This is a genomic window from Bacillus marasmi, assembly GCF_902168435.1.
In the GTDB taxonomy this organism is placed as follows: domain Bacteria; phylum Bacillota; class Bacilli; order Bacillales; family Cytobacillaceae; genus Bacillus_BU; species Bacillus_BU marasmi.
Map to the genome: position 1 here is coordinate 400749 of NZ_LR656164.1, position 12900 is coordinate 413648.

The following is a 12900-nucleotide window of genomic DNA, read 5'->3' on the forward strand; positions in this document are numbered from 1 at the left end:
CCAGCATCAACAATTGCTTTGTGTCTTCTGATGCTGTCAACGATGGTACTATTGAAAGGAGTATCTAATGGTAGTAAACAATAATAAGAGTCATAAGGAAAAAATCTCTGGAATAGGTTCATTAAAGGAAGGTTTATCTTCTTTAAAAGTTGCAGAGCTACAAGATATTCGGAAAAAGCTGCGGATCAAAAATATTAGTTCCTTAAAGAAGGCTGAGTTAATTGAATATTTGGCAGAGGGAATCCCTTTGTTTTTTAGTAATCTGATTAGACAGTTCGATGAGCGACAATTATCTATAATCAAAAGAATCCTTGCTAATAATGGAGTCATAAGTTCTAAGAATATAGAAATAGAGGAGATGGAATACTTCCAAAAAACTGGTTTTATGTTCACTGATTTTCGGAGTGACAATCCTGTCATCATGATTCCAATAGAATTATTACCAACTATACAGGAGATTGTTCAGGACGAAACGATACTTACAGATGTTAAGCGGAATACTGAATGGATAAAGATAACCCGAGGATTACTCTATTATTATGGAACAGTGCCTCAAAATGAGTTAGTGAGTTTAGTAGAACAATATACGCCGATTCATCCAGATTATCTTTCATTCTTTGATGTGATTTTTAATGCAATGGAATGTTACCAAGAATTTTACATTGATAAGTATGGCTATTCTTATTGGGAGGTGCTAGATCCATTAGCTATTTTAGAGGAGCAAGCATCAAGAAAGAATATTGGCTATTATCCATTCACGAAGAAACAACTTCTTGAAGCTGGTGATATGAATTTTGTGGAGCGTCCAAAGGGTTATACGCAGCTTTTATCGCTTTTTACACAGAAATATCGAATGCCAAAACAAGAAGCGATATTGCTTATTGAGGACCTTATTATTCATGTGAAAATGGGACATCAACCTGCTCAATTGATTCAATATATTCAGATTGAACTGACAATAGAAAGCTTAGAAGATATGAAAAACTTGATGGATGCCGTAGTTCTTCTTATGAATAATACGAGAGAATGGTATTTAAAAGGCTATACATCAGTAGAGTTATCGGTCCGTGAACAGAAGACAATACAGCAAGTACATGATAAAACAGGAGAGGTCATTAGTTTCCAGACTGGTAAAAAGATTGGCAGAAACGATCTTTGTCCTTGCGGGAGCGGCCAGAAATTTAAGAAATGTTGTGGAGGGTGATCAGTCCTTCATGAATAAGAATTAAGGATATTTATGCATAATTTTACCATTTCAACATAAATATCCTTTTACTATTTTTACTAGGGATATGGGACTGTCCCTGTGGTTCTTTTTGAAAAAATATTGCCGTATTGGCATAAGAGGAAATATCACAATTAAATATTACAAATAGTATCTGATTTTTAAACTTGCTCCTTTACCTTTTGGAGGAGCCGAAATAATTTCATCTCTGGAATTCATTAAAGAATACATTATAGTACAACAAGTTGCCATTCTGTGGTTTCTTGATGGATAGCCCCCAACATTTTTATGAATATCTGCTGAAACTAACTCAATAAAACTTTTACCCTCATCACGTGCAATAGCTATTAATCTTTCAATTTCTTTCGAAAAATCTTCAGCGGTTGGTGTTGTATTCATTGTTTCACCCCATCACTTACTTAAGTTCTCAATATCTTTTAGTACCCAAGAAATAGTTTCTTCAACTGTTTGATTAAATTTTATCAAAAATTTCGAATAGAAAATGTAAGTATTTTTCCATAAATGTGAAAAGGGTTTGGATAATTTTGGTGTAAAATATTGTAAAGAAGATGGGAAATTTGATAATTAATGATAATCGCATAGGTGGTGGTCTTACAATGACAATTGCGGAACTTCATGGAAAGCTTTCTCCTTATGAGCAAGTGGAGGATTTACTTACTTCAGATGTATTTTCGACCTTTATGTGGTGATTTTGTTATTAATGTATTATGAATGGAAAAATCACAACGAAAAATCAAAGGAGAAAAGAAAGTGAACGAATTACAAGTATTTAATGAATTACATAAATTTATCAATGGATTAGGTCCGATGGAATTTACCCTCGCTCAAAAAAGTCTAACGTTAGGCTATAAACCTATCAAATTTGGTGGCAAAAGACCAAAGTTTGCGACATTATATGGAGATAAAAGCTACAGCTGTTTAATTCTTCATGTTGACCCTGGCAACCAAGAATCTATTAAAGGAAAAATGATACAAGAGGAAGTTCAACAACTCTTATGTTTTGATATCAAAGAACTACGAAGCTTTAAACTAAAAAAACATGAAGTCTATATTCCATTTGAAGTAATTGATTCTAAGGAAAAGTTGGAACTGGTAAAGAAAGTGGTCAGAGCTCAGCATGAGATTTTTAAGTAGTTGACATGACTTGATCGGGACCAAATATAAGAATCTATTATTAATAGGGATTCGGCTAGAGTGGGACATGGGGAAAGGTTTGGTCCTCTATTTTGTGAATTAGTATTTTTTGCAGAAATATCCATTTGGGACAAGGGACCTGTCCCTGTGGATCAATATTAGGGGTGATCATATTTGAGTATTGAACCAAGCGTGGTGAAACTTTCATCAAAGCAGCGTCTCCTAAGATTGCAGGAGTTGTTAACCAAATATACCGATGAGGCTAATGAACTTACTCTAGAGGGAATTCTGGATCAATTTTATCAGGAATACAAAGTGAGTCCAGGTAAAAAGGCCATCCGTGATGACTTAATGGAGTTGGAGAAATCGTTGTTGTTTGACGTTACGGTGAATCAAGCAAAAGAGGGCGTGGAGAAGTATTATAGTCATCAAGGTCGATTATTCGAAATACACGAACTGCGTTTACTAATCGATGCAGTTTCTTCTGCCAAATTCATTTCTAATGAAGAAACAGAAAACCTGGTTAATAAAATAAAACAGCTGACCAGCGTGAAACAAGCAAAACAGCTGGAAAACGCGATCATCCTCCCTGAAAATTCTAAAAGCGAAAACCAGCAAATCAAATATTCGATTCATCAGCTGCATACTGCCATCCTGAATTCTCGCATCATCCAATTTCAGTACGGCAGTTATGATATCGATAAGCAATTTGTGTTAAGAAAAAATGGTGACTACTATTCTGTAAAACCGTATGCACTAGTTTGGCATAATGATTATTATTACTTGATTGGCGAATACATACCAAAGGAAGAAATCCGTCACTATCGGATTGATCGAATGCAAAATGTCACGTCAATTGAAGAATCGTTTCTCCCCAATCCCGAGTTTAATTCGGCAAAATACACTGAAAAACTATTCCACATGTTTTCCGGTGAAGAACATCTCGTTGAAGTTGAATTTGATTCAAGTCTGATAAATGTAGTGATTGATAGATTTGGTCGGGGCGTTAACATCCGCAAAGTCGGCGAAAATTCATTTCGAATCTCTACTCAAGCCATCATAAGCGATGGTTTAGTAGGATGGCTGATGACATGGGGCAGCGATGCCAAAGTGTTAACTCCACCGATACTTGTTGAAAGAATGAAAGAGGAAGCAGAAAAATTATATAAAAGATATCAAAAGTAAATCTTTGTCCTTCGTCATTTGGCGAAGTTTTTTTTCTGTTGAAGGACCCCTTCCTGAAAAGAGGAAAGGAGATTTAGAAAAACATGGTAATATAAAACCGTGGATTAATACTGAATGAAAAATTAATAAGAGGCTATTGGTAAAATTGTAAAGGTTGAATTTATAGCATATGCTTGTAGTTTTTAATCTTCAAATTATTGTTGTACTATATCAACAAAGGGAGTGATAGGATGTTGGGAAAATTTTTCACTAGAAAACAACTTGATCTAGATGCAACCCAAGAAGAACAACAAGAATTACACTTTGATGAATCAGAAGTAGAATCAAAAAAGGCAGAAGCTGAAAATATGAATGAAGAAGATATTCATAAACATGAAGAATACTACACGAATGAAGGATTATGGGAGAAGATTAAAAAGTACTCTAAGAAGGCTGGATCAAACGTTGTATATGTGGTCTTAATTTTATATTTTACATTACAGAAGCCAGAAGTACCTTTGAGAGTCAAGGCTACTATTGCAGGTGCATTGGGTTACTTTATCCTTCCATTAGATTTACTTCCAGATGTTGCATTAGGTGCAGGTTATGTAGATGATTTTAGTATCTTAATGGCAGCATTGTTTCAGGTTGTTATGTATATTGATGATGATGTTAAAAATCAAGCAAAAGAAAAGCTTCAAGATTTGTTTGGTAAAGAGATAGATACAGCTGGAATAGATGAGAAATTAAAATAAACCACTAGAATGAATGAGGAAACGGAAAAATTATAAAAAAATATCAACGGTAATTCATTGTCCTTCGTCATTTGGCGAAGGTTTTTTTGTGGTAACGTAACCCTTCCTGAAAAGAGGAAAGGGTATTTGGAAATACACTGTAAAATGGAACTCAGATTGATACTGAATGAAAAAATTGATAGGGGGTTCTTTTAAGTGAAAAAATTATTACTATTGAACTTAGTTCTAGGATTAGTTTTATTGACAGCTTGTTCTTCAGCAAATGAAGCAAATACTGAAAAAAAGAGTGATGAGGGTAAAAAAGCAGAAAAAAATGAATCAATCGAAGTAGATAAAGGTCTCCTAAATGTCGAGTTTACCATGCCTGCTTCCATGTTTGAGGAAGAAAATATTGACAGCACGATTGCAGAGGCGGAAGCCAAAGGAATAAAGGTTACGAAGAACAATGATGGTTCGGTCACATATAAAATGTCTAAATCCAAGCACAAAGAAATGATGAAGGAACTTGAGAAGGAATTAACGAAAAGCTTAGATGAATTGAAAAATGATGAGGAACTGGTTTCGATTCAAGACATCACACACAATAAATCTTTTTCCGAGTTTACATTAATCGTCGATAAAGCTGCCTATGAAAATAGCTTTGACGGTTTTGCTGTCCTAGGTCTTGGATTTTCAGGGATGTATTATCAGCTTTTTAAAGGAATAGACGCGGATGATTTTAAAGTAACTATTTTCGTAAAAGATGGAGCAACTGGTGAAGTATTTGGTGAAGTTGTGTACCCAGATGCACTAGAAGATTTAGAGGAATAATCACCGCTATTGGTTGTTTGCTAGGTTATGAAACCTTATAAGGAGATGACGATTACTATGAAAAAATTAATTCCGTTTATCTTAGTTCTTTCGATGTTCCTTTTTACAGGGTGTTCAAATGAGTACGCTGGAACTTCTGAGGATAAAACAAACACAAGCGAATCTACCAACAAAGAATCAAAATCACAAAAAGAAGAAGCAAAATTAGAAATGGTTGATCAAACGGGTGGAGCCTGGGTCGACTCAATCGGTACGGTTTGGGTTCACTCTGCAGCAGTTTATAAAAACACAGGCAGTGTACCAATCGATATCGGCGAAACCCAAATGAATTACAAAGGACAAGACGGAACAGTCCTAGGCACCAGCACGATGATATTTTCTATCCCATCAATTGTCAAACCAGGCGAAACTGCCTTTATTGGAGAAAGCACAATTTTAGACGGTCAAACGGACCCGGCAAATTACAAAGAAACAACGTATAATTTCGGCTTTGATAAAACAGATGAAGATCCAACCATCCTTGAAACCTCAGTCGTCCAAGGGATAAAAGGCGATTCATTTTTGCCTTACAAAGTTACGGGAATGGTGAAAAATATTACCAAAGATAAACAAGATGATATTCGCCTTGCAGCAGGTCTCTTTGATGAAAGTGGTAAACTACTTGGGGTATTAACCGGATCTGTTGATGTAGGTCTTAACCCCGGTTCTGAGGCTGGGTTTGAATTATCTTATCCAGAAATACCAAAAGAGGCTGTTGATAAAATTGCAAAGGTAGAAGTTAAGGCTTATGGGTTTAGGTTTTAATAGTTTTTGTTGAGCTATTACCGGGGAAATGTGAGTATGATCTTGCGTTTCCCTGGTCTTTTCCATGATATTTAAAAACACGAGTAAATGCCGAACTTCGTAAATTATTGATGGAATATTTCTAAATGTTGTTAAATTTCAATATGTATTGCAATTATATTGCTTTAACATTTTATACGCCCCTCTGAAAGTTATTCAAATTGTTTTAACAGGATTTCTTTAAAGGGAAAAACTTAATTCTCTGCCCTTATTCTAGGTTTATTTCCCTATTGGGGAGCCAAGCAGTTTGGTATTAATAAAAAACTGATTCCAATTGTTCAATAATTGGTTGATTTTTACAAAAACTTTAGAAGTATAATTATTGGTAATTATATGGTTTTTGAATGGATGGCTTGAATTGCTCATTTATCGGCTAAAAAATGTATAGTTCAGATGTTATGATTTAGATAATACGTCATTCCGTGAATAAACTTTGTCAGGAGAGAAAGTAATGGTCAAAGCAGAATTGAGCTATAACCCATATTTGCTTGAAACTAAAGTTAAATTTAATGGGCAAGAACCAAAAATAAATAGTCTTGTTGAGAAATACCAAGAAGGGAAATTGCATGAATGGATTACAGAAATTCCTACTGTTTTTTATAATGAGATGAATGGTTACGATTTTGATCTAGATTTTTCTGGGACAAAAGCAGATCTTGAGGAATTAGAACAAGCATTTTTAGATTCAGGGGTTAGCACCAAGTCCGAAACAAAAGCTAGCGGCGAAACAGCCCCTGCTGATGTGAGAATTTTCTTTAAGAATGAATTAGAAGATTCACGAACAAAAAGCAAAGAGATTGATGATTTATTAACTTGGCTGGACGCAACGCCAAATCGAAAATTTGATAATACTAGTTTCAGAGATAAGAATTCTGAATTATTCGAAGAACCATTTTCATATTTGTTAATTCAAGCATCAAATATAGATACTTCTGTATTTGATGGCTTAGAGCTTACTTTAGAAAATGCAAATACTGTTAATGAGTTACCTAAGGATTTAACCAACACACCGATTCTTTTTAATATTGATGAAAACAACAGAGCAGAATTTCTAAATTTCTTAGAGATTGTTCAATCAAGACACGACGTTAATGAAAAACAAATATTTTTCTTTATCCATCCTGATTTGAATAAGACGCAAATCGAACGAATAATTCAAGATAAAGGAATAGTGCGCCCTCAAATTGTTACTGCTTTGAATGATAAAATGGTAAGCGATTTCTTAGATGTTTATCCAATTGCAGACTATGTAGCGGAGTCAATAAGGGTCTTTAGGAAAGAATTTGATTCACTTTCAAAAATTCTTGAAGTGGAAAATGCTGAGTCAAGAATTCAAAACGCCGATGTTCACAAACAAATTGATTCATTGGAAAAATCAATACAAAAATTAAAGGAAGTCAATGAAAGATTCATCCAAAGAGATAATTTGGAAATTCCATCAACGTTAACTGCGGCAAAAATTACACTTTACGATAAGATTCAAAACTGGCGAAAAAAGAAAAATAAATATAATAATGACGAAGAAGCTAAAAAAGCTGCAAGAGAATACACAGCGGATTTATCTAGCTATTTTCAAACCTTTATCACTGAAGTGAATGCTAAATTCATATCTGAAACGGATGAAATTTTTAGATCGTTTTATGCGTTATATAATTTTGCAGATGCATACGATGGTTACAAATCATCGGTAAAAAATGTATTTGATTTCTCTAGGTATTATATTAATGATTTAACTAAGGAATTCTTATCATTTAGAGAAGAACGAATGGTAGAACCACCAGAAGATTTGATTGATTTGGCAAAGAGATGGTTTGAAAAAAAACAAGTTGAACCAAGACCGTTAGTGCCTGAAATTACTTATTCGATTAGTAAGTGGCGTGATAAAGCTTGTGAAATTACTATACCGATTGCAGAAGAAATGATAGATGCAGTTTCAGATGCATTGAAAATATTCTATGACGATGTTGCTAGAGAGTATCATGAACACCTTGAAAGATTGATTACTAAGAAGACATCACAAAAAGATGAGATTTCTGATCGACTCTCTGATGAAGAACGTAAATTACAGAAAGATAATGATTGGTTGGCGAAATTTGACGATCAATTGAAAATAATTGAGAGAGGATAAGTTCATGATAAATAATGAATTAATGCAAACACAAGGTGGAGAACTAGTTTATCAAAATTTATCTCCAGCAGAGCAGCTAGATGTCAAGCTAGACATCATTGATGAAACGATTCGTCGGAGAGAACTTTCTCGTTTGACGGAGATGGAGATTGCCCCATTTGAGAATTTGAGATTGCCACCGCTTGAAGAAGATTTCATTAATAATGTTCGTCTATATAAAATCACAGAGATGGTTTATCAAAAAGGTGAACCAGTAACCGATAAATTTACGACAGTTTTTAATACGCTTCAAACCTATAGATCATCAGTGTTCGTGGTGATTGACTCTAATGGTAAGCAAACGGATTTTTATCTAGGAGTTCGGTCTAATGGCGATAATCGTTCGACAGTAACATTAGGAGATACCTTGAAAAATACATTTGTAGGGCATTTTCCTGGTGTGAAAATCGAAAATGAAGATCGTTCTAAAATTGCTGCATTATCATCTAGAATAGCTAAGCAACATAATGTAGCTTCAGTTAGTGTCGTCGGTAACAATAAAAATGATAAGGAACAAGGAAATGAACAGTTTGTTCAAGGGTTAGAAAAACTTGCTCTAGCGATGCACGCTCGTAAATTTACAGGGATAATTGTTGCTCAGAATTCATCTTCTGATGAAATTCAAAGGGTAAGAAAAAGCTATCAAAGACTTTATACGGAATTATCTCCATTACAAAAAGTACAGTTAAATGACAGTATTTCAAATTCTGAGTCAAAGAGCAAATCATTCTCTGAGATGAATGGTAAACAAAAGGCGGCAATGATTGCTGGATCGGCTTCAGGAGTCATTGGTGCAGTAGTCGGCGGTATTGCCATGGGTGGTAACCCAGTAGGAATGATGCTTGGTGGTCAAATTGGTGGAACATTAGGTGGACTTTTCCAATCACTTGCACCAAATGCTCAAATTAATGAATCATTTTCAAGTTCGGTTACAAAAACGGTAGAGAACAAAGCAATCACGGATATGCTACAACTTATCGATAGTCAGCTTAAAAGAACAAATGAGTTTGATAGTTATGGGATGTGGAATGTTGCGGGGTATTTTATTTCCGATGATATGTCGGCTGCCGAGATTGCTGCAAGCAACTATCGCTCGTTAATGAACGGTGAAAACTCTGGTCGTGAAGTGTCTGCTATCAACTCTTGGCGCAGTAACTTCAATAACTTTGGGGACTTGACTCAATACTTGTCACGATTTGTTCATCCACAGTTTGTATATGGTGGAAATGTGTTCACCAATGCGTCAACAGCTGTTAGTGGTAAAGAACTTGGACTTCACTTGGGCCTGCCTCGAAATACAGTGCCCGGTATGCCTGTAATTGAACATGCTGAATTTGGTAAAGAAGTTAATTCGTATCAATTGTTCCCGAAGAAGTCTAGTGATAATCCAAAGGAACGCATCACGTTAGGTAAAGTGTTTGATCTAGGCCAAATCACTGACAAAACAGTTGAACTTGATAATAAGAGTTTGAATATGCATACCTTAATTACTGGATCAACTGGATCCGGTAAGAGTAACACTGTTTATCAATTGCTCAATGAATTACATCAAGACGAAATTCCATTCCTAGTTGTTGAACCAGCGAAAGGGGAATATAAGGATGTATTTGGAAATTGGGATGATGTAAATGTTTACTCAACAAATCCAAATATCGCACCTTTGATTAACTTAAACCCATTCAAGTTTCCAGAATCCATTCACGTACTTGAACACGTAGATGGTTTAGTTGAAATATTCGGTGTATGTTGGCCAATGTATGATGCAATGCCAGCGTTTTTCAAAGATGCAATTTTGAACTCATATGAAGATGTTGGTTGGGATTTGGGCTCTTCAACTTTTGAAGGTGATGAAGTCGAATACCCTGACTTTGAAATTCTTGCGGAACAACTTGAAAAATTAATTGATGAGACTGACTATTCTGCGGAGGTCAAAGGAAACTACACAGGTGCCTTAACTACTCGAGTAAAGTCTCTTACAATTGGATTGAACAAATTCATCTTTACAAATGAACAAACCCCATACGAAAAACTTTTTGATGAGAATTGTATCTTAGATATTAGCCGTGTTAAATCTAGTGAAACTAAAGCGCTCATCATGGGGCTAATGGTATATATATTAAATGAATATAGGGTTGATCGGAAGTCAGAAAATAATGTTGGGCTTAAACACGTTACTGTACTTGAAGAAGCACATAATCTTTTGAAGAACACATCAGCCAGTGGAGAATCTGATTTAATTGGTAAGTCAGTTGAAATGTTGACTAACACAATTGCAGAGATTCGTACTTATGGTGAAGGATTTATCATTGTTGACCAATCACCTTCATCAGTAGACATCGCTGCAATTAAAAATACGAATACCAAGCTTGTTTTGCGTACACCTGAAGCAAACGACCGTGAAGCAGTAGGACGCTCTATGGGATTAACGCCTGATCAAGTTAATGAAATTGCTAAATTACCCAGTGGGGTGGCTGTCGTTTATCAAAATGACTGGATCAGTCCGGTTCTGACGATGGTTGATAAAGCTAATGTCAAAGAGAGTCCATATATTAATAAGAATCCAACTGTAATCAAGCCGATTCGTGAATCTCGAACGGAAATAATGAAAGCAATCATGGAACCGTGGTTGCCACATGACCAAATCAAACATGAAGAATTAATTAGTGCATTAAATAGTTTAGAAGTTTCTCGTATTAATAGAAAACTGTTAAGTATTATGATTGCAACATATACGAACCATCAAGGTCATATTATCTGGGATGAAACCTCAATCCCAACGCTGCAAAATCTGTTATTCGACATTCTTGCATTGTCAAAAACGGCATTTGATGGCTTTGTTGAGTCAGGCAATCCAGATACATTGAGAGCATTCGTTCATAAGAAAACTACAGGACTTATTAAGGAACAAATTGATGAAATTTGTTGTGTGTTAACGATGGAGGGAGCGAATGATGGAAATTGATTTGGTCAAAACTCTAGACGCTGTTGGCGATGGAGTTAAAAATGGTGGAGAAGTAGCACATAAATCTATGGAAAATTTCCATAAGAATTATATGTCTAAAATTGCTCCTAAGGATGGAAAGTTCGGAGATTCAACGAAGTTTGTGGCGGAAATGGTTCCTGGTGTTTCTGAATACAATGCAGTCCGTGAAGGAGATTGGAAAGCTTTTGCTATAGCGGGTGGTATTGATGTTGCAATGATAGGCGTAACTGTTGCGACTGGTGGCTTAGCAACTGGCGCAGCTGTTGGGGTGAAGGTAGGAACAGAAGTTGGAAAAACTGCGGTGAAAACAGTTATGAGAGAAGGAACAGAGGCGGTTGCTAAAAAGGCAATTAAGGAAGGAAATGAAGCAGTTTTAGAAAAAACAGCTCATGAAGGTGTCGAAGCGATAGCTAAAAAGACGTTTAAAGAAGGCACTAAAGAAGTAGCTGAAAAAACGGAAACTGTTACACTTGAGTCAAAGGAAGTAGTTCTTAAAGAAGGGAGTAGATTTAAGCCTTTAGTTGAGGCTTTAAAAGATGCTAGCCCAGAAGAAGTTAAGATTTATAAAGAAGCAAATTTAAAAGAGGAAACCGTCAAGGGTCGGGAAGCATTAATCCGAACAGACATTGATAATGTAGCGAAAGATAAATTTGAGAGAACCAATTTAGAACGTATGGAACAAGGACTTGCTCCATTAGTAGACGACCATCCCATTGAATTACATCATATAGGACAGGAAATGGATTCTCCTTTAGCGGAATTAAAATGGAAAGAACATCGTGGTGAAGATAATTACTTAGTGTTACACGATAGTTCTAAGGAAAGTGAAATCAATCGTCCCCTGTTTAACTTAGAAAAAGAAGCGCATTGGAAGGCGCGTGCTGAACAAATTAAGAAGCTGGAGGTATATGATGAATTTAAAAACAATATTTGAAAACAAGAATGTCCTTTCAACAGGTGGTGTAGATATCCAAGCGGTGGACCAGGCTGAAATGGAATTGGAATTTAAAATGCCTTCTGATTATAAGGAATTATTATTGCTGTATGGCGCACTTGCAGTAGGCACTCATGAAATTGCTGCATTAGGTGTTGATGGTTACTTAAATGTTGTGGAATTAACAAAGCAAGAGCGTGCATTGGCTAATAATCAATTAGATAAATATATTGTTATCGAAAATTTAGCTACAGAAGGGTTGTTAATTGTTCTTGATGAAGAAGGGCAAGTGTACCAATATCAGAAAAATGCTATTGAAAAAATCAATTCTGATTTTAAGACTTATTTAATAGAAGAGGTTCTTTAAAATGAGAAAATCGAGTATGATCACGATAAACTCGAATCGGGTGGTGCCTGGTACCCTTTTTAGTAAAGAGTTTCTATTGGAGGCAGTGGAATTAGCAAAGAGTATTGAAGATGAGCAAACACAACTTCAAGTTATGGCAGGTATTTTGACTGCTACAGATAAATTCATTGATGAAGAATACGCCAAAAAGATAAGGGCGTGGTTAAAGATGACTAAGGTTGGTCGTATTTTCGAAGAGGAAAAAGAAGAAGCTTTTAAAGAAGCTGTTGCACGAACAGAAAGAGAAAAAACGATTGAATTTGCTAAGTCGTTGTTAGATCTATTGTCTCCCGAAGTTATTGCAAAAAAGACGGGATTAGCCGTTGAAGAAGAAATAGAAAAATTGAAAAATTGTTGATAGTTTTATGATTAATCTACATTGGAAAAAGAATCTTATAACAATGTTTCATTAAAACAAGCATCGATACTTATTGATGCTTGTTTTAATGGTATTCTTA

General features: G+C 35.4%; 12 protein-coding genes. 11 read left to right on the forward strand and 1 reads right to left on the reverse strand.

Translation table 11 applies throughout. The annotated features are described in order from the left end of the window. The first annotated feature begins 67 nt into the window (after window positions 1-67). Window positions 68-1204 carry an SEC-C metal-binding domain-containing protein gene (locus FXW34_RS01950; protein ID WP_147532282.1) on the forward strand — a complete coding sequence of 379 codons (1137 nt, stop codon included), beginning with the start codon at window positions 68-70 and terminating at the stop codon, window positions 1202-1204. A 162-nt stretch (window positions 1205-1366) separates the two neighbouring features. Here the strand turns inward: FXW34_RS01950 and FXW34_RS01955 are convergent, their stop codons facing one another. Beyond that, the gene (locus FXW34_RS01955; RefSeq protein ID WP_147532283.1) at window positions 1367-1624 is read right to left on the reverse strand and encodes an HNH endonuclease; all 258 of its coding nucleotides are present in this window, start codon (window positions 1622-1624) and stop codon (window positions 1367-1369) included. A 372-nt stretch (window positions 1625-1996) separates the two neighbouring features. Here FXW34_RS01955 and FXW34_RS01960 point away from each other — a divergent pair, with 372 nt between their 5' ends. The 10 genes from FXW34_RS01960 (at window position 1997) to FXW34_RS02005 (ending at window position 12800) form a co-directional block, all read left to right on the forward strand. Next, window positions 1997-2380: a hypothetical protein gene (locus FXW34_RS01960; RefSeq protein WP_246140803.1), complete on the forward strand. Its 384-nt coding sequence runs from the start codon at window positions 1997-1999 to the stop codon at window positions 2378-2380. A 174-nt stretch (window positions 2381-2554) separates the two neighbouring features. After that, a complete protein-coding gene (locus tag FXW34_RS01965) occupies window positions 2555-3565 on the forward strand; it encodes a helix-turn-helix transcriptional regulator (protein WP_246140805.1) in 1011 nt (336 codons plus the stop codon). Window positions 3566-3912: 347 nt separating this feature from the next. Continuing rightward, on the forward strand, window positions 3913-4299 hold the full coding sequence (locus tag FXW34_RS01970) for a YkvA family protein (RefSeq protein ID WP_246140820.1): 387 nt from the start codon (window positions 3913-3915) through the stop codon (window positions 4297-4299). A 195-nt stretch (window positions 4300-4494) separates the two neighbouring features. Next, window positions 4495-5109: a hypothetical protein gene (locus FXW34_RS01975; RefSeq protein WP_147532286.1), complete on the forward strand. Its 615-nt coding sequence runs from the start codon at window positions 4495-4497 to the stop codon at window positions 5107-5109. Window positions 5110-5166: 57 nt separating this feature from the next. Next, complete coding sequence (locus FXW34_RS01980) at window positions 5167-5913, forward strand: FxLYD domain-containing protein (RefSeq protein ID WP_147532287.1); 747 nt, start codon at window positions 5167-5169, stop codon at window positions 5911-5913. 490 nt (window positions 5914-6403) lie between these two features. Beyond that, the gene (locus tag FXW34_RS01985) at window positions 6404-8080 is read left to right on the forward strand and encodes a hypothetical protein (RefSeq protein ID WP_147532288.1); all 1677 of its coding nucleotides are present in this window, start codon (window positions 6404-6406) and stop codon (window positions 8078-8080) included. A 4-nt stretch (window positions 8081-8084) separates the two neighbouring features. Further along, window positions 8085-11081 (forward strand): ATP-binding protein, encoded by a 2997-nt coding sequence (locus FXW34_RS01990; protein WP_222705300.1) that lies wholly within the window; start codon window positions 8085-8087, stop codon window positions 11079-11081. Further along, window positions 11068-12036 carry an HNH/ENDO VII family nuclease gene (locus FXW34_RS23245; protein WP_246140806.1) on the forward strand — a complete coding sequence of 323 codons (969 nt, stop codon included), beginning with the start codon at window positions 11068-11070 and terminating at the stop codon, window positions 12034-12036. The genes FXW34_RS01990 and FXW34_RS23245 overlap by 14 nt, the downstream gene beginning before the upstream one ends. Continuing rightward, window positions 12014-12403 carry an SMI1/KNR4 family protein gene (locus FXW34_RS02000; protein WP_187118799.1) on the forward strand — a complete coding sequence of 130 codons (390 nt, stop codon included), beginning with the start codon at window positions 12014-12016 and terminating at the stop codon, window positions 12401-12403. The genes FXW34_RS23245 and FXW34_RS02000 overlap by 23 nt, the downstream gene beginning before the upstream one ends. 1 nt (window position 12404) lies before the next feature. Beyond that, complete coding sequence (locus tag FXW34_RS02005) at window positions 12405-12800, forward strand: hypothetical protein (protein ID WP_147532290.1); 396 nt, start codon at window positions 12405-12407, stop codon at window positions 12798-12800. Window positions 12801-12900 lie beyond the last annotated feature (100 nt).